A 24136-nucleotide genomic window follows, 5' to 3' on the forward strand; every position below is an offset into this window, starting at 1 on the left:
TGGTGGGTCGTGCAGGATTCGAACCTGCGACCAATTGATTAAAAGTCAACTGCTCTACCAACTGAGCTAACGACCCACTTTTGCGTTGCTTTCGAGTTGTTTAATATCCCGTGGCAACGGCGGCATATATTACTGATTTCAGATTTGAGCGCAACAAAAATTTCGACGCAGAGGGCTCAACTGCTTAGGAATCGCACGACGCGACCAGAAAAAAGGCGTTTTCTGGTCGCATGGTACGCATTACATCGCGTTAAGACGCTTCTGCGCCTGTTTCGCGCCATCAGTGCCAGGATATTTGTTAATCACCTGCTGATAAACCGCTTTCGCTTTTGCCGTATCACCTTTGTCCTGCATGATAACGCCAACTTTGTACATCGCGTCCGCAGCCTTCGGCGACTTAGGATAGTTTTTTACTACCGAGGCGAAATAATAGGCGGCATCATCTTTTTTACCCTTGTTGTAATTCAACTGGCCCAGCCAATAATTGGCGTTCGGCTGATAAGTAGAATCAGGGTATTTCTTGATGAAGTTCTGAAACGCCACAATCGCGTCATCCTGGCGAGACTTATCCTGCACCAGCGCAATTGCCGCATTGTAATCGGTATTCGCATCGCCACTTTGTACCGGCGCCCCTGAGGTTGCCGTACCGGCATCCGGAGCGGAGGTCGCAGCGGTTGCCGCCCCACTCTGGTCACCAGCTGCTGGCTGCGCTGCGCCGCCATTATTTAAGCTCCCCAGCTGCAGCATAATTTGCTTCTGGCGTTCCATCACCTGATTCAGTTGATACTGATTTTCCTGGATTTGGCCGCGCAAAGAATCGATATCGGACTGATTATCGGAGAGCTGCTGCTGAAGTTGGGTTAAAAGCTGGCTGTGAGCGTTAGAGATACGCTCAAGTTGAGTGACGCGGTCTTCGACCGAGCCTGAGCCGACACTACTGATTGGCGCCTGAGCAAAAGCGGCCCAGGGGGCCGCTATGCCAACCAGTAACGACAGACTCAACAGGTGATGTCTGAAGTTACTGCTCATGCAATTCTCTTAGTAAACCAGTACAGCGCGACGGTTCTTAGCGTAAGCCGCTTCGTCGTGGCCCAGTACGGCAGGTTTTTCTTTACCGTAAGAAACGATGGAGATCTGGTCAGCGGAAACGCCTTTACCCTGCAGGTACATTTTAACGGCGTTAGCACGACGTTCGCCCAGGGAGATGTTGTACTCAGGCGTACCACGTTCGTCCGCGTGACCTTCTACGGTGACTTTGTAAGACGGGTTGCTACGCAGGAAGTTAGCGTGCGCATCCAGCATTGCCGCGAAGTCAGAACGGATATCGTACTTGTCGAGATCGAAGTAAACGATGTTGTTCTGCTGCAGCTGCTGCATCTGCAGACGCGCTTGCTCTTCAGACGACATATTGCCGCTACCGTTCGAATCCATACCCGTGCCGGCGCCGTTCAGCATACCGCCTTCGCTACCGTCATTGCTGGCGTTCTTGTTGGAAGAACATGCCGCGATTGCCATAACAGGCAGGGCAATCATCAGGCCCTTCAGCACTTTGTTCAGTTGCATTTCTTTAATTCCTTTAGTAATCAATTAATTATTATCACAGATACGGCGACCAGGCAGGCGATTTCACCTGACCATCAGTTGCCGGAAGACGCGCTTTGAAACGCCCATCTGTAGAAACCAAATTCAGCACAGATCCCATCCCCTGAGAAGAGCTGTAGATTACCATCGTGCCGTTAGGTGCCAGACTTGGCGTTTCATCCAGGAACGTTGACGACAGAACCTGTACGCCCCCCGTCACCAGATCTTGTTTGGCAATGTGCTGCTGCCCGTTATTTGAGCTTACCATTACCATAAATTTACCGTCGCTGCTGACATCCGCATCCTGGTTTTGCGAACCTTCCCAGGTAATACGTTGCGCCGCACCGCCGTTAATGTTCATTTTATACACTTGCGGACGTCCAGCCTGGTCAGAGGTAAAGGCCAGAGTCTGGCTGTCCGGGAACCAGGTCGGCTCCGTATTGTTGCTACGCCCGTCCGTTATCTGACGAATCTGGCCGGAGGCGAGATCCATGACGTACAGGTTCAGACTTCCGGTTTTCGATAACGCGAACGCCAGTTTCGTCCCATCCGGCGAGAAGGCCGGCGCGCCGTTGTGACGCGGGAAGGACGCAACCTGACGCACTGCGCCGTTTGCCAGCGTCTGGATAACCAGCGCGGAGCGACCGCTTTCAAATGTCACGTAAGCCAGTTTTGAGCCGTCCGGAGACCACGCCGGAGACATCAACGGCTGCGGAGAACGGTGCACTACGAACTGATTGTAGCCATCGTAATCCGAGACACGCAGTTCATACGGGAACTGACCGCCGTTAGTCTGTACCACATAGGCGATACGAGTACGGAACGCGCCCTTAATGCCCGTCAGTTTTTCAAAGACTTCGTCACTGGCGGTATGACCTGCATAACGCAGCCACTGCTTGTTCACTTTATAAGAGTTTTGCGCCAGTACAGTCCCCGGCGCGCCGCCAGTGTCAACCAGCTGATAAGCAACATTGTAGGAACCGTCCGGATTCGGCGTTACCTGCCCAACGACGACGGCATCAATACCCAGCGCAGACCATGCGGTAGGCTGAACTTCCTGAGCGGTGGCTGGCTGCTGCGGCAGTCGGGACCGGTCTAATGGATTAAATTTACCGCTATTGCGTAAATCTGCCGCCACGATGCCACCGATATCTTCAGGCGCAGCGCCCGGTCCGGCCCATTTAAAAGGCACAACGCCAATCGGTCGCGCCGAGTCCACCCCCTGGGTGATCTCGATACGGACTTCTGCGTGCAGCACCGCCGCCCACAGCATCAGAAAACCAAATGCTACTCGTAATGCCTGCTTCATCATATCTCCCATACCTGGGCCTGCGACCCACGATAATTTAGCAGAATGTTAACAAACTCAAATACACAAAACCACCAGGACCAGTAACAACTCAACTGCTCCAACTTCCATAAAGAAAAGTATCTACAGTTTAAAGTCTAGTTTGGCATCCTTTATTTTCTCATAAACAGCCTGGCTTGGCGGTTTAGGAATTTTCGCGGTTTTTGCCGCCATTAACGCCGCCTGACAAAGCGCCGGATCGCCGCCCTCAGACGTAATGCTTTTTAATGAGCCATCCGGCGCCAGGCTAATATGCAAGACACATTGTTTGCCCTGATACAGGCTCGCATCATACAGACGGCTCTGAATGGCGACCTGAATCTGTTTCGCGTAGGCGCTGATATCAGCGCCTGTCGTCCCACCGTTAGCGCCCGATGTACCGCTATCTTTCGATGGCTGACCATTCCCTTTCGCGCCGCCGCCGGTTTTCGGCGCATTCTTACCCGAGCTGAGATCGCCAAGCAGATCGTCGACGCCTTCTGCGGCGGCCGCTTTTTCGGCAGCCGCTTTCTTCTTAGCGTCCGCCGCTGCTTTCGCCGCCGCGGCATCCGCTTTCTTCTTCGCCTCCGCCGCCGCTTTCGCCGCCTCGGCATCCGCTTTCTTCTTCGCCTCGGCATCCGCTTTCTTCTTCGCCTCCGCCGCTGCTTTCGCCGCTTCGGCCTCCGCTTTCTTCTTCGCCTCCGCCGCTGCTTTCGCCGCTTCGGCCTCTGCTTTCTTCTTCGCGTCCGCCGCCGCTTTCGCCGCTTCGGCTTCCGCTTTCTTCTTCGCGTCCGCCGCCGCTTTCGCCGCTTCGGCCTCCGCTTTTTTCTTCGCGTCCGCCGCCGCTTTCGCCGCTTCTTCGGCCTGTTGCTGCTGCTGTTGCGCCAGTTTTGCCGCTTCTTCAGCCTGCTTTTGCTGCTCCTGAGCCGCTAAACGTTCTTTCTCAAGTTGTTTCAACCGCTCCTGTTCGGCAGCCTGCTTCTGCTGCAGCTCCTCTGCTTGCTGCTGTTGCAGCTTTTTACGCTCTTCTTCCGCGCGTCTGGCGCTGGCCTGTTGATCCTGCTGACGGTTGTACTGCTGCACAACGGCGCCAGGATCGACCATCACCGCGTCGATAGCGGAACCGCCGCCGCCGGCAGAAGCCTCTATATGCTCATCAAACGAACTCCAGATCAGCACTGCAAATAAGATGATATGCAGCACGGCTGAAATAATTATCGCCCGTTTGAGCTTGTCGTTTTGTTCGGTTGCCTTTGACACTCTCGGTTCCCAAAAAACTGTTCGCCTGTTACTCGCCGTCTTTCAAGCCAACGGGACGCAGACTTCAGATTGGCTGCGTCATTAAGCCAACCGATTTTACGCCCGCGCTGTGTAACAAGTTCAGCGCTTTAATTATTTCATCGTACGGCACCTCTTTCGCGCCGCCGATTAAAAAGACTGTTTTCGGATTAGCCTGCAGATGACGCTTTACTTCTGCGATCACCTGTTCAGACGGCAGTTGATCCATTCGATCTTTATCAACCACTACGCTGTATTGCCCTACTCCGGAAACCTCAATAATGACCGGTGGATCGTCGTTACTACTGACCGCCTGCGACTGATTCGCCTCCGGCAAGTCGACTTCCACGCTCTGGGTAATGATCGGCGCGGTTGCCATAAAGATCAGCAGCAGCACCAACAGTACGTCGAGCAGCGGTACAATATTGATTTCGGACTTAAGTTCGCGACGACCTCGTCCACGCGTTCTGGCCATGGCTTACCCCTTGTTGCTTTCGCTTACGGTAAACGCCTGGCGGTGCAGAATCGCGGTGAACTCTTCCATAAAGTTGTCGTAATTCAGTTCCAGCTTGTTCACGCGCTGATTCAGTCGGTTGTAAGCCATAACCGCAGGGATAGCGGCAAACAGACCAATCGCCGTGGCAATCAATGCTTCGGCAATACCCGGCGCAACCATTTGCAGAGTCGCCTGTTTCACCGCGCCCAGGGCGATAAACGCATGCATAATCCCCCATACGGTGCCAAACAGACCGATATAAGGACTGATAGAGCCTACCGTGCCAAGAAACGGGATATGCGTTTCCAGCGTTTCCAGCTCTCGGTTCATGGAGATGCGCATCGCACGCGACGCCCCCTCTACCACTGCCTCCGGCGCATGGCTGTTGGCGCGATGGAGCCGGACAAACTCTTTGAACCCGCTATAAAAGATTTGTTCCGAGCCCGACAGACTATCGCGTCTCCCCTGGCTTTCCTGGTACAGACGCGATAGTTCGATTCCGGACCAGAATTTATCTTCAAACGCTTCCGCCTCACGCGCAGCGGCGTTCAGGATACGCGTTCGCTGGATAATGATGGCCCAGGATGCTATTGAAAAACTAATCAAAATCAACATGATAAGTTTAACCAGAAGGCTTGCCTTCAGGAACAAATCAAGGATATTCATGTCAGTCACTGCTTAAACTCCGCGACAATAGACTTAGGAAGCGCACGAGGCTTCATTTTGAGTGGATCAACGCAAACAATCAGAACCTCTGCTTCATTTAGCAGCGTGTTCTCTGCGTTGACAATGCGTTGCGTGAAAACCAAAGCGGTGCCACGCATTGACGTAATTTCTGTTTGAACTTCAAGCATATCGTCGAGCCGCGCAGGCGCATAGTATTCCAGCGTCATCTTGCGCACCACAAAGGCGACCCGCTCCGCCAGCAGCACCTGTTGGCTGAAGTGATGGTGACGCAGCATCTCCGTGCGCGCTCTTTCATAAAAAGCGACATAGCTGGCGTGATAAACCACACCGCCGGCGTCCGTGTCTTCGTAATAAACTCGAATTGGCCATCGAAACATATACTTATTCATCCCTGCAGCCTCTTTGTTGGCGTCATCCGCTTGCCGCCGTAATGCCTCAAGAATGCCGTTGTATATCGCCTTGTATTCACTTTACATCCCGGTAATGCAACAAAAGTAGAGCTTTTAAACGTTGCTACTATACGCGTGGGAATGAGGCTTGGGAATGGGGGGAAGTTAAGGGAGAGTAAAAATATATGGGCTTATGCAAGCCCCTATATTTTTAAGGAGGTTTCTTATTCACAAGAAGAAGAAAATCAGGCCGACGATAAGGACGATATCCGCAAGGAGCGGACAAAAAATCCCTTGCCAGTGTACGGATTCAGGGCGAAAACCCACGCCGTGGATTATGCCTGCGCAAACCGCCCACATCAGCAATAATCCGTGCCAGATTTCAAGCGTGCTGGTCCTGGCGGCAAACCGTGACGGGTCCCAGAACATACATCCTGCCAGCACTATCGCCATCACGAAGGAAAGCGCCCTTAAGGGGCGCTTGTCCATTACCGCATAAATATACTTCATCCTCTAAGCTGCCTCTTTGTTGGCTGCGGCTGTTAGTCGGCCCATCCCTGGGCCTCCCCCTTACAGGGCCGCTGCAAGCAGCGTTCAAATCTGTTCCTGACAGATTTGTTACCCCAGTCACTTACTGATGTAAGCTCCTGGGGATTCGCAGCCTTGCCGCCGCGATGCAACTTAAATGATTTTGTATATTGCATAGCGACAATATGAATCATTAGCTTTCTTCTTGACCGGTTTTACCCGCTTCAACGTGCTCAAGCGCCAGGGCGGTAATGATCCCGAATGCACAGGCAAGAAGCGTTCCCAGAATCCATGCGAAATACCACATTTTAAGCTCCTTACTTAGTACAGAGAGTGGGTGTTGCTTTCAATATGTTCTTTAGTGATACGACCGAACATTTTCCAGTAACACCAGCTGGTGTAGATCAGAATGATCGGTACGAACACCGCCGCAACCCAGGTCATCAGGTTCAGCGTCATCTGGCTGGATGTCGCATCCCACATGGTCAGGCTGGCATTCATCATCGTGCTGGACGGCATCACAAATGGGAACATAGCGATACCCGCCGTCAGAATAATGCAGGCCAGGGTCAGCGAAGAGAACAGGAATGCCCACGCGCCTTTCTCCATACGGGAAGTCAGGATAGTCAGCAGCGGCAGAACCACGCCCAGAGCCGGAACCAACCACAGGATCGGAGCATTATTAAAGTTCACCAGCCAGGCGCCAGCTTCACGCGCCACTTCTTTAGTCAGCGGGTTAGAGGCGGCATGATGGTCAATCGCGGATGTCACGACATAACCATCAATACCATACATTACCCAAACGCCCGCCAGCGCAAAGCACACTAATGTCACCAGCGCCGCAATCTGCGAGGTGGCGCGCGCGCGCAGGTGCAGTTCGCCAACGGTGCGCATTTGCAGGTAAGTCGCCCCCTGCGTGATGATCATCCCTACGCTTACGATACCCGCCAGCAGACCAAACGGGTTCAGCAACTGGAAGAAGTTACCGGTGTAGTACAGACGCAGATACTCATCTACATGGAACGGTACGCCCTGCAACAGGTTGCCAAAGGCCACGCCAATCACCAGCGGCGGCACAAAGCTACCGATGAACACGCCCCAGTCCCACATGTTGCGCCAGCGCGGGTCTTCAATCTTGGAACGGTAATCAAAACCGACCGGACGGAAGAACAAAGACGCCAGCACCAGGATCATCGCTACATAGAAACCGGAGAACGCCGCGGCGTAAACCATCGGCCAGGCAGCAAACAACGCACCGCCCGCGGTGATCAACCACACCTGGTTACCGTCCCAGTGCGGGGCGATAGAGTTAATCATAATTCGACGTTCGGTGTCGTTACGACCGAGGAAACGGGTGAGCATCCCCACCCCCATGTCGAACCCATCGGTGACAGCGAAACCAATTAGCAAAATGCCAACCAGCAGCCACCAGATAAAACGTAGTACTTCATAATCGATCATTTGACGACTCCTGTCTTAGCGTGCCGGCTGAGAAGTCACGGTGGACTGCTCAAAGTGATAGCGACCGGTTTTCAGGCTGCTTGGGCCAAGGCGTGCAAATTTGAACATCAGGAACAATTCTGCCACCAGGAACAGGGTATACAGGCCGCAAATCAGGAACATGGAGAACAGCAGATCGCCCACGGTCAGCGATGAGTTCGCCACGGCTGTCGGCAACACTTCGCCGATCGCCCACGGCTGACGACCATACTCGGCGACGAACCAACCTGCTTCAACCGCAATCCACGGCAGTGGAATACCGTACAGCGCCGCGCGCAACAGCCATTTTTTCTCACCGATGCGGTTACGAATCACGCTCCAGAAGGAAAGTGCGATGATCGCCAGCAGCAGGAAGCCGCACGCCACCATGATACGGAAAGCGAAGTACAGCGGCGCAACGCGAGGAATGGAATCTTTCGTCGCTTGCTGGATCTGCGCTTCGGTCGCGTCAGTCACATTAGGCGTATAGCGTTTCAGCAGCAGGCCGTAACCGAGATCTTTCTTCATGCTGTTAAACTGGTCGCGAACGGCCTGGTCGGTAGAACCGGCGCGCAGCTGCTCCAGCAGTTCATAGGCTTTCATCCCGTTACGGATACGCTCTTCATGCTGAACCATGAGATCTTTCAGACCAATAACCGGCGTGTCCACGGAACGCGTAGCGATAATGCCGAGCGCATAAGGGATCTGAATCGCCAGATGGTTTTCCTGTTTGTCCTGGTCAGGAATGCCGAACAGGGTAAAGGAGGCCGGAGCAGGTTGCGTTTCCCATTCTGCTTCAATCGCAGCGAGCTTGGTTTTCTGCACGTCGCCCATTTCGTAACCGGATTCGTCACCGAGTACGATAACGGACAGTACGGCAGCCATACCGAAGCTGGCGGCAATAGCAAAGGAGCGTTTAGCAAAGGCGAAGTCACGACCTTTCAGCATGTAGTAAGCGCTGATACCGAGGATGAACATCGCGCCGGTGACATAACCGGACGCCACAGTGTGAACAAATTTCACCTGTGCTACCGGGTTCAGCACCAGTTCAGAGAAGCTCACCATTTCCATACGCATGGTTTCGAAATTGAAATCCGCAGCGATTGGGTTTTGCATCCAGCCGTTCGCTACCAGAATCCACAACGCGGAGAGGTTGGACCCCAGAGCCACCAGCCAGGTGACGCACATATGCTGAACTTTACTCAGACGATCCCAGCCGAAGAAGAACAGACCTACAAAGGTGGATTCGAGGAAGAAGGCCATCAAACCTTCGATGGCCAGCGGCGCACCGAAGATGTCCCCAACATAGTGGGAGTAGTACGACCAGTTTGTCCCGAACTGGAACTCCATGGTCAAACCGGTAGCCACACCCAGAGCAAAGTTGATACCAAACAACTTGCCCCAGAACTTGGTCATATCTTTATAAATCTGTTTGCCGGAAAGGACGTATACCGTTTCCATAATGGCCAGCAGGAACGCCATACCGAGCGTTAGCGGCACAAACAGGAAGTGGTACATCGCGGTCAAGGCAAACTGTAAGCGCGACAGTTCGACTATATCTAACATCATGACTCCTTGCTCATCGCATGAAGACTCCGAGAGTGAACCCCCGTTAGAAAGGGTCACACGCATGCCCCAATACAAATTTATTTGCGGCCTCTCATCGTACTATCCCCTCGGGAAGGAAACAGTAATGATGAAAAGTTACAAACATGTTAATAAAAAACCCAAATTGATCCCGCAAATATATTACGCCGTAAAACCCTTACAATAAACAGGTTTTTAGTGGGTCAGATTTGCTTTTTTCGACAGCGATCAATTTATGGCTAATCTATCGCTTTTCAGGGAATTTGATCACGGACAATTTAACCAGTTTTGATGCTCTTTTCCAACATTTAAATATTGATTAAAATCAATTTTTGAAGTTAATGTTAATAATGTTTATTCATTGAATGCATGGTGAATTTTTTGTTAACTTTTTGTTTTTGCAAAGAGTAATTTCAAACTCCCTGTAAAAAGAGGCTTATTCGGTAAGGCTAAACATTTTGTGCGTTTTTTACTGCCCTGCATCCAGTAAAAAACATTCCACATTGATGTTCAATTATTGCTAAATAGCTCACAGATTTTTTCTGCAGGTTATCAACACTTATTATTTTATACATTTAGTCTATTTTTATTTTACTTATAATTAACACCGCAAAGAAACTATCTCATTGCACACGCGCCATCATCCCACCGGGATTACCCTGCCCCAACTTCCCTTTCCCGACGACTAACGGCCAGGATCATCTTGCCAGGTTATCGCCTTAATTATCGCTAATAAGCTTTCCAGATAGCCAGAAACAAACATTTTATTCGCTAATTTTTCTTTATTTCAATAACACCGTATTTGCCTCTCCATAATTATTATAGTGAAGATTCTGTTATCACCTTCACAGATTTACCCTCAATTTCTACGTCACTCATAGTAATAATTCTGTTTATTCGCAGCCATAAATACCCTTTAAACATGATTAATCACGAACGAATAGTGTCAATAAGTTCTTAATAATTTTTAAAGTTAACCTCTTTTAACCAGCAAAAGTTCATATGATTTATTAAACGATATCTTTAATACTTCATGGAAATAATGTCGGTACTCTTATGATTAAAATAGCTGTTTTATTCTGCCATTAAACAAGCAGTCTGTGTAAGCGCGATACATCTGAGGAGACATGTAGTTCGCGCTCAGGCAAACATGCGCGGCCACAGAGTCAAGCGTCAATTTACTATAGAGGTTAGCGTCAACATAGTGTAATGCTGCAATGCGTTTTTTTCATGGCGGAAAGCGCATAATCCGTCTCCAGTGAGGTCGGCAGGTCTTTCACTAAGACAGCATCTGTATTTGCTGAAAAAGAGTTAACCAGCAAACTGAGTAAATTTACTGCCGCTGCCAGACGGTTATTATCAATTATTTTTAGACTCCACCATGTTTTTTTAATGAGGCATTATTTTCCTATAGTTCAATATTTACAAAGCCAATAATTTTATATCCCGGATGCTTCACCCGTACTTTGCCACAAACAATAAAGCCATAAAAAAGGCCACCGTAAAGGTGGCCAACCATGTCGAAAACGGACATTTATCTGTTCCCGCAGGAACAGCGAGTTTTATTTTATAATTGCTTTCAGCGCTTCGCCGATATCGGCCAGGCTGCGAACGGTTTTCACGCCCGCGGCTTCCAGCGCGGCGAATTTTTCATCCGCAGTGCCTTTACCACCGGCAATGATGGCGCCCGCGTGGCCCATACGCTTGCCTTTCGGCGCGGTAACACCCGCGATATAGCCAACAACCGGCTTGGTCACGTGGTCTTTAATATAAGCCGCCGCTTCTTCTTCTGCGCTACCGCCGATCTCGCCGATCATCACGATCGCTTCAGTCTGCGGATCTTCCTGGAACAGCTTCAGGATATCGATGAAGTTAGAGCCCGGAATCGGGTCGCCGCCGATACCCACGCAGGTGGACTGGCCGAAACCGTAGTCGGTGGTCTGCTTAACCGCTTCATAGGTCAACGTGCCGGAACGGGAAACGATACCCACTTTACCCGGCTTATGAATGTGACCCGGCATGATGCCGATTTTGCATTCGCCCGGGGTGATCACACCTGGGCAGTTCGGGCCGATCATGCGCACGCCTGCTTCGTCCAGCTTCACTTTCACGGTCAGCATATCCAGCGTCGGAATACCTTCGGTGATGGTGATAATCAGTTTGATGCCTGCGTCGATCGCTTCCAGAATGGAGTCTTTGCAGAACGGCGCCGGGACGTAGATAACGGATGCGGTCGCACCGGTAGCTTCTACCGCTTCGCGCACGGTGTTGAACACCGGCAGACCCAGATGCGTGGTGCCGCCTTTGCCCGGCGTTACGCCGCCGACCATTTGCGTACCGTAAGCAATCGCCTGTTCGGAGTGGAAAGTCCCCTGGCTACCGGTGAAGCCCTGGCAGATAACCTTGGTATCTTTATTAATTAAAACGGACATTATTTCCCCTCCACTGCGGCAACAACCTGCTGAGCTGCATCCGTCAGACTTTTCGCTGCAATAATATTCAGGCCACTGTCAGCCAGTTTCTTCGCGCCGAGTTCGGCGTTGTTGCCTTCCAGACGCACCACCACCGGAACGTTCACGCCCACTTCTTCCACCGCGCCGATGATACCGTCGGCAATCAGGTCACAACGGACGATACCGCCGAAGATGTTAACCAGAACCGCTTTCACGTTGTCATCCGAGAGGATGATTTTAAACGCTTCGGTGACGCGCTCTTTGGTTGCGCCGCCGCCCACGTCAAGGAAGTTAGCCGGTTCGCCGCCATGCAGCTTAACGATGTCCATGGTGCCCATCGCCAGGCCCGCGCCGTTCACCATGCAACCGATGTTGCCGTCCAGCGCGACGTAGTTCAGTTCCCACTGCGCCGCCTGCGCTTCACGCGGATCTTCCTGAGACTGGTCACGCATTTCACGCAGATCCGGCTGGCGGAACAGCGCGTTGCCGTCAGCGCCCAGCTTGCCGTCGAGGCAAATCAGATCGCCCTGCTTAGTGATCACCAGCGGATTAATTTCGATTAGCGCCAGGTCGCGCTCAAGGAAAATGGTTGCCAGGCCCATAAAGATTTTGGTGAACTGCTGCACCAGTTTACCTTCCAGACCCAATTTGAACGCCAGTTCCCGTCCCTGATACGGCATCGGGCCGGTCAGCGGATCGAGCGCGACTTTATGGATCAGATGCGGGGTTTCCTCCGCGACTTTTTCGATCTCTACGCCGCCTTCGGTAGACGCCATAAAGACCACGCGACGAGAACTACGGTCAACTACCGCGCCGAGGTACAGTTCTTTGCCGATGTCGGTCGCCGCTTCAACCAGAATCTGGTTTACCGGTTGGCCATTAGCGTCTGTTTGATAGGTCACCAGACGTTTGCCCAGCCAGTTTTCCGCAAAGGCGCGAATCTCTTCCTTGCTTTTTACTACCTTCACACCGCCCGCTTTGCCGCGGCCGCCAGCGTGAACCTGACATTTCACTACCCACGGGCCGGCACCGATTTTAGACGCGGCTTCTTCGGCTTCACGCGGAGTAGTACAGGCATAACCCACCGGCGCCGGTAAGCCATAGCGGGCAAAAAGTTGTTTTGCCTGATATTCATGTAAGTTCATGTGTTCTGTCCATCCTTCAGGTAATCGTTATCTTTAGACCTGTAGGCCTGAAAGCTGCGCGCCATCAGGCATTACACCATCGCCGGATGGCGGCGTGAACGCCTTATCCAGCCTACAGGTAGCAGGTGATGCTCTTGCTGACTACACGTCCAACAGCAGACGGGTCGGATCTTCCAGCAACTCTTTGATGGTGACCAGGAAGCCCACGGATTCGCGACCATCGATCAGGCGATGATCGTAAGAGAGCGCCAGGTACATCATCGGCAGGATTTCCACCTTGCCATCCACCGCCATCGGCCTGTCTTTAATAGCATGCATTCCCAGAATCGCGCTCTGCGGCGGGTTGATGATCGGGGTAGACATCAGCGAACCGAATACGCCGCCGTTGGTAATGGTAAAGTTACCACCGGTCAGATCTTCTACGGTCAGCTTGCCGTCGCGGCCTTTGACAGCCAGTTCTTTAATTTTTTTCTCGATGTCAGCCATGCCCAGCGTATCCACGTCACGTAATACCGGCGTGACCAGGCCGCGCGGCGTAGACACCGCCATGCTCACATCAAAGTAGTTGTGATACACCACGTCATCGCCGTCGATAGAGGCGTTCACTTCCGGATAACGCTTCAGCGCTTCCACTACCGCTTTCACGTAGAAGGACATAAAGCCCAGGCGGATACCATGACGTTTTTCAAACACTTCGCCATACTGCTTACGCAAATCCATAATCGGCTTCATGTTGACTTCATTGAAGGTCGTCAGCATGGCGGTAGAATTTTTCGCTTCCAGCAGACGCTCGGCCACGCGCTTACGCAGGCGGGTCATTGGCACGCGTTTTTCGCCGCGCGCGCCCAGAGCGGGTTGTGCTGCAGGTTCAACAGCGGGTGCTTTAGACTCGCCTTTCGCCAGATGTTTTTCCACATCTTCACGGGTCAGACGCCCACCCACACCAGTGCCTTTAATGGCGCTGGCTTCCAGATTGTGTTCAGCCAGCAGGCGACGAATCGCCGGGCTGAGCGCATCGTTGTTTTGTTCTTCCAGCGACGCCTGCTGGCGCTGTGCCGGCGTAGACGCTTTCTCTTCAGATTTGGCGCTGGTCTCTTTACCCGCGCTGTTGCCTTCACGCAGGCGACCCAGGATCTGGCGAGAGGTGACAGTGGTCCCCTCCTCTTCCAGAACCGCATCCAGAATGCCGTCCGCTGATGCCGGTACTTCCAGTACCACTTTGTCAGTTTCGATTTCTACCAGCACTTCGTCACGAACAACCGCATCACCCGGTTTTTTATGCCAGGTGGCGACGGTCGCGTCCGCTACGGACTCAGGCAGGTCGGGAACAAGAATATCTACGCTACTCATTATTTATCCTTTATTTAATCGACGTTCAGCGCGTCATTAACCAGATCTTGTTGCTGTTTCTGGTGAACGGACATATACCCTACCGCCGGAGAGGCGGAGGCCGGGCGACCTGCATAACGCAGAGCGGCCCCAAACGGAATCACTTCACGGAAATGATGCTGGCTGCAGTACCATGCGCCCTGGTTGAGCGGCTCTTCCTGGCACCAGACAAAATCATGGACGTGAGCGTATGGTTGCAGCGCTTCCTGCACCGCTTTATGCGGGAACGGATAGAGCTGTTCGATGCGCACGATAGCGACATCTTTCTGGTCGTTTTTGCGACGTTGTTCCAGCAGGTCGTAATAAACCTTACCAGAACACATTACCACGCGTTTTACGGCTTTAGGGTCCAGCTCGTCAATTTCGCCAATGGCCGGCTGGAAGGAACCGTTCGCCAGTTCATCAAGCGTGGAAACCGCCAGCGGGTGACGCAGCAGCGATTTCGGCGACATCACCACCAGCGGACGACGCATCCCGCGCAGCGCCTGACGGCGCAGCATATGGTAGACCTGCGCCGGGGTGGACGGCACGCAAACCTGCATATTCTGCTCGGCGCAAAGTTGCAGATAACGTTCCAGACGCGCGGAAGAGTGCTCCGGCCCCTGCCCTTCATAGCCGTGCGGCAACAGCATCACCAGACCGCACATCCGACCCCATTTCTGCTCGCCGGAGGAGATGAACTGGTCAATCACCACCTGCGCGCCGTTGGCAAAATCGCCAAACTGCGCTTCCCAGATAGTCAGGGTACGTGGTTCCGCCGTGGCATAACCGTATTCAAAAGCCAGTACCGCTTCTTCAGACAGCACGGAGTCCCAGACTTTAAACTGTCCCTGACCGCTGTGAATATGCTGCAACGGCGTATACGTTGAGCCGTTCGTCTGGTTGTGGATCACCGCATGACGATGGAAGAAGGTGCCGCGACCAGAGTCTTCCCCGGACAGGCGCACCGGAATGCCTTCATCGACCAGCGTGGCGTAAGCCAGATTTTCCGCGCCGCCCCAGTCAAACAATTTCTCGCCTGCCGCCATTGCCTGACGGTCGCCATAAATTTTCGCCACGCGAGACTGCATTTCAATGGCTTCCGGCACGGTGCTGATACGTTTTGCCAGCTCCTGCAGGCGCTTCATTTCTACCTTGTTCGGGTATGCTTCATCCCATTCGTGGTTTAGATACGGCGACCAGGTGAACGAGTGCATATTCATCGGACGCCACTCTTTCACCACGCATTCGCCTGCATCCAGCGCATCGCGATAGAGGTTGACCATTTCGGTGGCATCTTCCAGCGTTGCGACCTTATCAGCTTCCAGTTTGTCGGCGTAGATTTTACGCGGCGTCGGATGCTTTTTGATTTTCTGGTACATCAGCGGCTGGGTTGCGCTTGGCTCGTCGGCTTCGTTGTGGCCGTGACGGCGGTAGCACACCAGATCGATGAACACATCGCGTTTAAAGGTGTTACGGAAGTCCAGCGCCAGACGGGTCACAAAAGCGACGGCTTCCGGATCGTCCGCATTGACGTGGAAAATCGGCGCCTGGACCATTTTACCGATATCGGTGCAGTAAGGCGTTGAACGCGCATCCAGTGGGTTAGAGGTGGTGAAACCCACCTGGTTGTTGATAACGATACGTACCGTACCGCCCACTTCGTAACCGCGCGCTTTCGACATGTTCAGGGTTTCCTGAACCACGCCCTGGCCGGTCACCGCGGCGTCGCCGTGAATAGTGATCGGCAACACTTTGTTGCTGCTCGGTTCGTCCAGTCTGTCCAGACGGGCGCGCACGGAGCCCATCACCACCGGGCTCACAATTTCCAGATGCGATGGGTTAAACGCCAGCGCCAGGTGAACCAGACCGCCTTCGGTTTCGATATCTGACGAGAAGCCCATGTGATACTTCACGTCGCCGGTACCCAGATGTTCTTTATGCTTACCGGCAAATTCGTCGAACAGATCCTGCGGTTTTTTACCCAGTACGTTGATCAGCACGTTCAGGCGACCGCGGTGCGCCATCCCCAGCACCACTTCGCGAGTGCCGCTGTTACCCGCATGGCGAACCATCTCTTTCAGCATGGGTATCAGCGCATCTCCCCCCTCGAGCGAGAAACGTTTCGCACCCGGGAATTTGGCGCCCAGATAACGTTCCAGCCCTTCAGCGGCGGTCAGTTCGTTCAGGAAGCGTTTTTTCTCGTCAGCGCTAAAGGCCGCACGACCGGATTCGATGCGCTGTTGGATCCAGCGTTTCTCTTCGGTGCTGGTGATGTGCATATACTCAGCGCCAATCGGGCCGCAGTAGGTCTGTTTGAGCGCGTCGAGCAGCTCGCCCAGCTTCATCGTCTCTTTGCCGCTGGCAAAGGAGCCGACATTGAAGGTTTCCTGGAAATCGGCCTCGGTCAAATCATGGAAAGAAGGGTCCAGATCCGCCACGCGTTCTTGTTTCCACAGTCCCAGCGGATCGAGGTTTGCATGCTGATGGCCACGGAAACGATAAGCGTTGATAAGCTGCAGGACTTTAACCTGCTTCACATTGGTGTCAGGGTCGGAAATCGTAGAAGAGTGACGTGAGCCAGCCAACGCCTGCCGCCGGAAATATTCACGTGTTTTTGAATGGAGTTGATCCGGTTTGACTCCGGTACCAGGTAACTGCTGGAACGTCAAACGCCAGTTAGCGTCTACCGAGTCAGGATCGGTTAAGAAGTCTTCATAGAGCTGTTCTATCCAGCTCTGATTCGAACCAGAGAGGTAAGAAGAGTCCAACCAGGCTTTCAAAGCGCTGTTCTGCATCGTGATCCCTTAAGCATCTTTTCTGCTTATTTAATACTCTAAATAGGTCACGTTTCAGGAAGGCGGCAAGCTTGCGAATCCCAGGGAGCTTACATCCAGTAAGTGACCGGGGTGAGCAAGTGCAGCCAACGCACATGCAACGTGAACTATGACGAGTATTTCGCCGTGGATACTAACCACGCATACGCCGTATGCGTGCCGGGGTTCACTTGTTGCGGACTGTCGTGTCATCTGCGTCCGCTAAGGAACCTTTAAAAACTGTCTAATAATCTTCGCTGTTCAGGCTACGACTGCGTTGCGGCCTTCGCTCACTCCGGTCACATAGTTAACTATGCTCCCGAAGATTCGTTCAGACCGCGCCTTGTCTCGCTCTGAACATCTCGATTATTACTAATCATATGGCAGTTTTTAGAGGTTTCCTGCACTTCTATTGCCTGATGGCGCTGCGCTTATCAGGCCTACGGGATTGCGCCTGTAGGCCGGATAAGACGGTACGTCGCCATCCGGCAACCACTACAACTACTTACGCGCTACGCTGCAACAGCATCGACTTAATATGGCCGATAGCGCGCGTCGGGTTCAGTCCCTTAGGACATACACTGACGCAGTTCATAATGCTGTGACAGCGGAATACGCTGAATGCATCGCTCATCCCTTCCAGACGACTGTCGGTCTCGGTATCACGACTATCGATCAGGAATCGATACGCCGCGAGCAGCCCCGCCGGACCGATAAACTTATCCGGGTTCCACCAGAATGACGGACAGGATGTTGAGCAACAGGCGCAAAGAATACATTCATACAACCCATCGAGTTTTTCACGCTGCTCCGGCATCTGCAGATGCTCACGAGCCGGTGGATTTTGCCCATTATTCAATAAGTAAGGCTTAATCTTCTCATATTGTGCGTAGAATTGCCCCATGTCTACCACCAAATCGCGGATCACCGGCAAACCGGGCAGCGGGCGAATCACAATCTTCTTACCCGGCTGAGTCAGCGCCGAAATAGGGGTAATACAGGCCAGACCATTCTTACCGTTCATATTCAAACCATCAGAACCACACACGCCTTCGCGGCAGGAACGGCGGAAAGAAAGGCTGGGATCTTTTTCTTTAAGCTGGATTAACGCATCCAGCAGCATCATGTCGCGCCCTTCTTCGCCTTCCAGGGTGTAATCCTGCATACGCGGAGCGTTATCGACATCCGGGTTATAACGATAAATCGAAAATTCGAGTTTCATCATCCTGTCTCCGCAATTAATAAGTACGAATCTTCGGCGGGAACGCCGGACGCAGTTTCGGTTCCATATTGACGCTTCGGCGCGTCATGGATTCCGTTTGCGGTTGATACAGGGTATGACACAACCAGTTGGCATCATCTCGCTCCGGGAAATCGAAGCGGCTATGCGCGCCGCGGCTTTCCGTTCGGAAGTTGGCTGATACAGCAGTGGCGTAGGCAGTTTCCATCAGGTTATCCAGCTCCAGACACTCAACACGCTGGGTATTAAACTCGCTGGACGTGTCATCCAGACGGGCGTTTTTCAGACGCTCGCGGATCACTTTCAACTGCTCAAGCCCTTTCGCCATCGCGTCGCCTTCACGGAATACGGAGAAGTTATGCTGCATACACTCCTGCAACGCTTTGCGGATAGCCACCGGATCTTCGCCATTGCGGTTATTGTTCCAGCGATTCAGGCGCTCCAGAGAACCTTCAACGTCAGACTCGCTGGCGTCGCGCAACACGCCCTGCTCGGCGATGGATTCCTGTAAATGCAGCCCCGCCGCGCGGCCAAAGACCACCAGATCCAGCAGTGAGTTACCGCCCAGACGGTTGGCGCCGTGAACCGATACACAGGCGATTTCGCCTACCGCAAACAGCCCCGGAATCACCACGTCTTCGCCCTGCTCGTTCACGGTCAGCGCCTGACCGGTCACTTTAGTCGGAATACCGCCCATCATGTAGTGGCAGGTCGGGATAACCGGAATCGGCTCTTTCACCGGGTCAACGTGGGCGAAAGTGCGGGACAGCTCCAGGATACCCGGCAGGCGAGATTCCAGCACCTCTTTACCCAGGTGATCCAGTTTCAGTTTAGCGTGCGGCCCCCACGGACCGTCGCAGCCGCGGCCTTCACGGATTTCGATCATGATGGAACGCGCCACCACGTCACGACCCGCCAGGTCTTTGGCGTTCGGCGCATAACGCTCCATAAAGCGCTCGCCGTGTTTGTTCAGCAGGTAACCGCCTTCGCCGCGGCAACCTTCTGTCACCAGCACGCCCGCCCCAGCGATACCGGTCGGGTGGAACTGCCACATTTCCATGTCCTGCACCGGGACACCGGCACGCAGCGCCATACCGACACCATCACCGGTGTTGATGTGAGCGTTGGTGGTGGACTGGTAGATACGGCCTGCGCCGCCGGTCGCCAGCACCGTCGCGCGGGCTTTGAAGTACACCACTTCACCGGTTTCGATGCACAGTGCGGTACACCCCACCACCGCGCCATCCTGGTTTTTCACCAGATCCAGCGCATACCATTCGGAGAAAATCGTGGTGTGGTTTTTCAAATTCTGTTGATACAGCGTATGTAGCAAGGCGTGACCGGTACGGTCAGCCGCTGCCGCGGTACGTGCCGCCTGCTCGCCGCCAAAGTTTTTCGACTGGCCGCCGAACGGGCGCTGATAGATACGTCCATCATCAAGACGGGAGAACGGTAGCCCCATGTGCTCCAGTTCCAGAATCGCTTCCGGTCCGGTCTTACACATATATTCGATGGCATCCTGGTCACCAATGTAGTCCGACCCTTTTACGGTGTCGTACATGTGCCATTCCCAGTTATCTTCATGGGTATTGCCGAGCGCCACGGTGATACCGCCCTGCGCGGAAACGGTATGGGAACGGGTCGGGAAGACTTTCGAGAGCAGCGCACAGGTTTGGCCGCTCTGGGAAATTTGCAGCGCCGCGCGCATACCTGCGCCACCGGCACCAATCACAACAGCATCAAATTCTCTGACTGGCAGTTTCATTACACACCCCACACCACAACAAATCCATAGATGACGTAAACCACCAGCGCAACAACGATAACGAGTTGCAGTATCAGACGCACTGCCAGTGGTTTAACGTAGTCGGTTAACACCTGCCACATGCCGATCCAGGCATGAATCAAGATGGAAAAAAGCGCCAGCAGGGTGAAGACTTTGGTGAAGGCCGATGAGAAGAAACCGGTCCAGGCTTCAAAGGTCAGTTCGCCGCTCGTGGCGAAAAAACCCACCATGTAGATGATGTATAACGTCAGAACGATAGCGGTAGCACGGACCAGGATGAAGTCATGTACGCCATTGCGTCCTAATGCGGAGGCGTTGCTTACCATACGAGGACTCCTGCGAGAAGTGAAAGCACGACAGTGATAACAAAAGAGATTTTGGCAGAGCGTTGACCCGCTTCGAATGTTTCTTCCAGATAGCCAAAATCCATTAACATGTGACGAATTCCCACGATGACGTGATACGCCAGCGCGGTAAGGATGCCCCACATGATAAATTTAACGATGAAGCCGTCCATGATATCGGCGGCCTGCTGGAATCCTTCCGGAGAAGAGAGGCTGGTGCCCAGTAGCCACAGTAGTATGCCGACGGCGATGAAAGTAATCACACCGGATACGCGATGGAGAATGGACGCTATCGCTGTGATGGGGAACCGAATCGTTTGTAGATCCAGATTGACAGGTCTTTGTTTTTTCACATTTCTTATCATGAATAACGCCCACATGCTGTTCTTATTATTCCCTTAAGACTTCGGTTACAGAGGTGAATCTACCTGTAGCCAGAAAGACGACGGGATTTCCTTCCTCCGGTCTGCGTGCGGGTCAGACAGCGTCCTTTCTATAACTGCGCGTCATGTAAAACACTGCTTCCAGTAGCTAAAACGACACGTTACAACGCTGGGTGGCTCGGGATTGCAGGGTATTCCGGAGACCTGGCGGCAGTATAGGACGTTCACAAAATCATTACAATTAACCTACATATAGTTTGTCAGGTTTTATCCTGAACAGTGACACAGGTCACGATAACAACATTTTTTTAATTTTCAATCATCTGATTTGACAAACATTAAACAAAATTGTTACAAACGACACCAGAAAAAGCATATAATGCGTAAAAGTTATGGGGTCACTCTTTCACCTGTTAATAAGTTATGCAACAGTACAATGATATTGACCCATTCTTTCAGGACAGTTATTAGTGATAGACAGGTTACATTACTCGGATTGCTACGTTCCTGATTTGCTGCTAATTCGAAATTAATCAAGCCGTTACCTGCAAGCGCCCATTGCTCTGTACCCAGGTCATCCCCTCTTTCACAGAGCGGCGAGCCAAATAACAAACTGGTAACGGTTGATTGATGCATACACAGAATCTTCCCTGCACTAACGACAAGGAAGATGACGTGGAGAAGGCAAGTCTGAGTTCCGGCAGTCTTAAGCAATAAGGCGCTAAGGAGACCGTAAATGGCTGATACAAAGGCAAAAATCACCCTTACTGGTGACACTGCTATTGAACTGGATGTGCTAAAAGGTACACTCGGTCAAGATGTTATTGATATTCGTAGTCTCGGTTCAAAAGGAGTTTTTACTTTTGACCCTGGTTTCACCTCTACCGCATCCTGCGAATCTAAAATCACCTTCATCGACGGCGACGAAGGCATTTTGTTGCATCGCGGTTTCCCGATTGACCAGCTTGCTACCGATTCCAACTATCTGGAAGTCTGTTACATCCTGCTGTACGGCGAAAAACCGACGCAGGAAGAGTATGACGAGTTCAGAACGACAGTCACCCGCCATACGATGATCCATGAGCAAATCACTCGCCTGTTCCATGCTTTCCGTCGCGACTCACATCCGATGGCGGTAATGTGCGGGATCACTGGCGCGCTGGCGGCGTTCTACCACGACTCGCTGGATGTGAACAATCCGCGCCACCGTGAAATCGCGGCGTTCCGCCTGCTGTCCAAAATGCCGACCATGGCGGCGATGTGTTACAAATATTCCATCGGTCAGCCGTTTGTTTATCCGCGCAACGACCTTTCCTACGCCGGTAACTTCCTGAACATGATGTTCTCCACGCCGTGTGAAACCTATGAAGTGAATCCGGTACTGGAGCGCGCGATGGACCGTATTCTGATCCTGCACGCTGACCATGAGCAGAACGCCTCTACGTCAACGGTACGTACCGCAGGTTCAAGCGGCGCCAACCCGTTCGCTTGCATTGCCGCCGGGATCGCCTCCCTGTGGGGACCCGCGCACGGCGGCGCCAACGAAGCCGCGCTGAAAATGCTGGAAGAAATCAGCTCTGTTAAACACATTCCGGAATTTGTTCGCCGTGCGAAAGACAAGAATGATTCTTTCCGCCTGATGGGCTTCGGTCACCGTGTTTACAAAAACTACGATCCGCGCGCCACCGTGATGCGTGAAACCTGCCACGAAGTGCTGAAAGAGCTGGGCACCAAAGACGATCTGCTGGAAGTGGCGATGGAGCTTGAGCACATTGCGCTCAACGACCCGTACTTCATCGAGAAGAAACTGTACCCGAACGTAGACTTCTACTCCGGCATCATTCTGAAAGCGATGGGCATTCCGTCCTCCATGTTCACCGTGATCTTCGCCATGGCGCGTACCGTTGGCTGGATTGCACACTGGAATGAAATGCACACTGACGGCATGAAAATCGCCCGTCCTCGTCAGCTGTATACCGGCTACGATAAACGCGATTTTAAATCGGCGCTGAAGCGTTAATTGACAACCGGATGGCGACGCAACCCTCGCCATCCGGTACATTTTCCCTTTTTTCTTATCCTCATTATTTTATTCTTACCCCGTTACTCTCTATGATTAATTAAGGTTTCGCTAAATATCATTCAGGGAGCATGGAATGCCGATTCTGCAGTGGTTTTTGTTGTTCCTGTTATCGCTGCTCATTTCCCTTATTTTTCTCTATCTGCACCTTCCGGCGGCGATGCTGCTCGGTCCAATGATTGCGGGTATCGTGTTGAGTTTGCGAGGTAGTACGCTACAACTTCCGCGCGGTATTTTTCTCGCCGCGCAGGCGATTCTCGGCTGTATGATCGCCCAAAATCTAACCGGTTCGATATTGACCACCCTCGCCCTCTACTGGCCGGTCGTGCTTTTAGTGTTGCTGGTGACGCTGCTTTCCAGCGCGATAGTCGGCTGGCTGCTGGTACGTTACAGCTCGCTGCCCGGCAACACCGGCGCATGGGGGTCATCGCCGGGCGGCGCGGCGGCAATGGTAGCGATGGCGCAAGATTACGGGGCGGATATCCGCCTGGTGGCGTTTATGCAGTATCTACGGGTACTGTTTGTGGCTGGCGCGGCGGTGCTGGTGACACGCCTGATACTCGGCGACAGCGCGGCAGCGGTCAGCCAACAGGTGATCTGGTTTCCGCCGCTTAGCGGTAATTTATTGACGACGCTGCTATTAGCGATCGTGGCGGGCATTGCCGGTCGCCTGATGCGTATCCCTTCCGGCACGATGCTGCTCCCCATGTTGGCAGGCGCGCTTCTCCATTCGCAAGGCATCATTGAGATTGAATTACCCGAATGGCTGCTGGCCGTGGCGTATATGGCGATAGGCTGGCGTATTGGGCTGGGTTTTGACAGACAGGTGTTTTTTATGGCGCTGCGGCCATTGCCGCAAATCTTATTGTCAATTTTCGCGCTGATGGCGATTTGCGCCGCGATGGCGTGGGGAATGGCTTACTACATGCAGATTGATTTTATGACGGCTTATCTCGCCACCAGTCCCGGTGGTCTGGATACGGTTGCCGCGATCGCGGCAGGAAGCAGTGCCGATATGGCGCTCATCATGGCAATGCAAACCCTACGGCTGTTCAGCATTCTGTTAACTGGGCCAGCAGTGGCCCGTTTTATATCAACCTATGCGCCCAGACAACCTTTGTAGGACTGATAAGCGTCGCGCCATCAGGCAATAGCCGCTCGCCGATGGC

Annotated in this window: 22 protein-coding genes and 1 tRNA gene; 3 read left to right on the forward strand and 20 right to left on the reverse strand. The window is 52.9% G+C overall.

Annotated elements, in window-relative coordinates:
• From NA330_RS10315 to sdhC, 20 genes are all read right to left on the reverse strand, one after another.
• Window positions 1-76: transfer RNA gene (locus NA330_RS10315), tRNA-Lys, on the reverse strand.
• A 164-nt stretch (window positions 77-240) separates the two neighbouring features.
• Window positions 241-1029 carry a cell division protein CpoB gene (cpoB, locus tag NA330_RS10320; RefSeq protein WP_000097551.1) on the reverse strand — a complete coding sequence of 263 codons (789 nt, stop codon included), beginning with the start codon at window positions 1027-1029 and terminating at the stop codon, window positions 241-243.
• Between the two features lie 9 nt (window positions 1030-1038).
• A complete protein-coding gene (pal, locus tag NA330_RS10325) occupies window positions 1039-1563 on the reverse strand; it encodes a peptidoglycan-associated lipoprotein Pal (RefSeq protein WP_001176623.1) in 525 nt (174 codons plus the stop codon).
• A gap of 34 nt (window positions 1564-1597) precedes the next feature.
• Window positions 1598-2890 carry a Tol-Pal system beta propeller repeat protein TolB gene (gene tolB, locus NA330_RS10330; RefSeq protein ID WP_001562341.1) on the reverse strand — a complete coding sequence of 431 codons (1293 nt, stop codon included), beginning with the start codon at window positions 2888-2890 and terminating at the stop codon, window positions 1598-1600.
• A gap of 123 nt (window positions 2891-3013) precedes the next feature.
• Window positions 3014-4168: a cell envelope integrity protein TolA gene (gene tolA, locus NA330_RS10335; RefSeq protein WP_052894726.1), complete on the reverse strand. Its 1155-nt coding sequence runs from the start codon at window positions 4166-4168 to the stop codon at window positions 3014-3016.
• Window positions 4169-4232: 64 nt separating this feature from the next.
• Entirely contained in the window at window positions 4233-4661 is a 429-nt protein-coding gene (gene tolR, locus NA330_RS10340) for a colicin uptake protein TolR (RefSeq protein ID WP_000124676.1), read from the reverse strand.
• A gap of 3 nt (window positions 4662-4664) precedes the next feature.
• Window positions 4665-5357, reverse strand: a complete 693-nt coding sequence (gene tolQ, locus NA330_RS10345) for a Tol-Pal system protein TolQ (RefSeq protein ID WP_023241724.1) — start codon at window positions 5355-5357, stop codon at window positions 4665-4667.
• Window positions 5354-5758, reverse strand: coding sequence for a tol-pal system-associated acyl-CoA thioesterase (gene ybgC, locus NA330_RS10350; protein ID WP_001046240.1), 405 nt, complete (start codon window positions 5756-5758; stop codon window positions 5354-5356). Before ybgC ends, tolQ begins: the two co-directional genes overlap by 4 nt.
• Window positions 5759-5986: 228 nt before the next feature.
• Window positions 5987-6268, reverse strand: a complete 282-nt coding sequence (gene ybgE, locus NA330_RS10355; protein ID WP_000875305.1) for a cyd operon protein YbgE — start codon at window positions 6266-6268, stop codon at window positions 5987-5989.
• A 211-nt stretch (window positions 6269-6479) separates the two neighbouring features.
• Window positions 6480-6593: a cytochrome bd-I oxidase subunit CydX gene (gene cydX / locus NA330_RS10360; protein ID WP_000270278.1), complete on the reverse strand. Its 114-nt coding sequence runs from the start codon at window positions 6591-6593 to the stop codon at window positions 6480-6482.
• A gap of 14 nt (window positions 6594-6607) precedes the next feature.
• Window positions 6608-7747 (reverse strand): cytochrome d ubiquinol oxidase subunit II, encoded by a 1140-nt coding sequence (gene cydB, locus NA330_RS10365; protein WP_000568258.1) that lies wholly within the window; start codon window positions 7745-7747, stop codon window positions 6608-6610.
• A gap of 15 nt (window positions 7748-7762) precedes the next feature.
• The gene (gene cydA / locus NA330_RS10370; RefSeq protein WP_000884369.1) at window positions 7763-9331 is read right to left on the reverse strand and encodes a cytochrome ubiquinol oxidase subunit I; all 1569 of its coding nucleotides are present in this window, start codon (window positions 9329-9331) and stop codon (window positions 7763-7765) included.
• A 1583-nt stretch (window positions 9332-10914) separates the two neighbouring features.
• Complete coding sequence (sucD, locus tag NA330_RS10375) at window positions 10915-11784, reverse strand: succinate--CoA ligase subunit alpha (RefSeq protein WP_000114631.1); 870 nt, start codon at window positions 11782-11784, stop codon at window positions 10915-10917.
• Window positions 11784-12950, reverse strand: a complete 1167-nt coding sequence (sucC, locus tag NA330_RS10380) for an ADP-forming succinate--CoA ligase subunit beta (protein ID WP_001048590.1) — start codon at window positions 12948-12950, stop codon at window positions 11784-11786. Before sucC ends, sucD begins: the two co-directional genes overlap by 1 nt.
• 141 nt (window positions 12951-13091) lie before the next feature.
• Window positions 13092-14300, reverse strand: coding sequence for a 2-oxoglutarate dehydrogenase complex dihydrolipoyllysine-residue succinyltransferase (gene odhB, locus NA330_RS10385; protein ID WP_000099858.1), 1209 nt, complete (start codon window positions 14298-14300; stop codon window positions 13092-13094).
• Between the two features lie 14 nt (window positions 14301-14314).
• Window positions 14315-17116, reverse strand: coding sequence for a 2-oxoglutarate dehydrogenase E1 component (gene sucA, locus NA330_RS10390; protein WP_001181500.1), 2802 nt, complete (start codon window positions 17114-17116; stop codon window positions 14315-14317).
• Between the two features lie 523 nt (window positions 17117-17639).
• Entirely contained in the window at window positions 17640-18356 is a 717-nt protein-coding gene (gene sdhB, locus NA330_RS10395; RefSeq protein WP_001537859.1) for a succinate dehydrogenase iron-sulfur subunit SdhB, read from the reverse strand.
• A gap of 16 nt (window positions 18357-18372) precedes the next feature.
• On the reverse strand, window positions 18373-20139 hold the full coding sequence (gene sdhA / locus NA330_RS10400) for a succinate dehydrogenase flavoprotein subunit (protein WP_000775561.1): 1767 nt from the start codon (window positions 20137-20139) through the stop codon (window positions 18373-18375).
• Window positions 20139-20486 carry a succinate dehydrogenase membrane anchor subunit gene (gene sdhD, locus NA330_RS10405; protein WP_000254356.1) on the reverse strand — a complete coding sequence of 116 codons (348 nt, stop codon included), beginning with the start codon at window positions 20484-20486 and terminating at the stop codon, window positions 20139-20141. The genes sdhA and sdhD overlap by 1 nt, the downstream gene beginning before the upstream one ends.
• Window positions 20480-20884 carry a succinate dehydrogenase cytochrome b556 subunit gene (gene sdhC, locus NA330_RS10410; RefSeq protein ID WP_000263340.1) on the reverse strand — a complete coding sequence of 135 codons (405 nt, stop codon included), beginning with the start codon at window positions 20882-20884 and terminating at the stop codon, window positions 20480-20482. Before sdhC ends, sdhD begins: the two co-directional genes overlap by 7 nt.
• A gap of 382 nt (window positions 20885-21266) precedes the next feature.
• Between sdhC and NA330_RS10415 the strand changes: the two genes are divergently transcribed.
• From NA330_RS10415 to NA330_RS10425, 3 genes are all read left to right on the forward strand, one after another.
• Window positions 21267-21398 carry a hypothetical protein gene (locus NA330_RS10415; RefSeq protein ID WP_418142699.1) on the forward strand — a complete coding sequence of 44 codons (132 nt, stop codon included), beginning with the start codon at window positions 21267-21269 and terminating at the stop codon, window positions 21396-21398.
• Window positions 21399-21623: 225 nt separating this feature from the next.
• Window positions 21624-22907: a citrate synthase gene (locus NA330_RS10420; protein ID WP_000785811.1), complete on the forward strand. Its 1284-nt coding sequence runs from the start codon at window positions 21624-21626 to the stop codon at window positions 22905-22907.
• Between the two features lie 136 nt (window positions 22908-23043).
• Window positions 23044-24090, forward strand: a complete 1047-nt coding sequence (locus tag NA330_RS10425) for an AbrB family transcriptional regulator (RefSeq protein WP_001122054.1) — start codon at window positions 23044-23046, stop codon at window positions 24088-24090.
• Window positions 24091-24136: the final 46 nt, after the last annotated feature.

Origin of the sequence: Salmonella sp. NW722 (genome assembly GCF_051702785.1) — a bacterium.
Lineage (GTDB): Bacteria > Pseudomonadota > Gammaproteobacteria > Enterobacterales > Enterobacteriaceae > Salmonella > Salmonella enterica.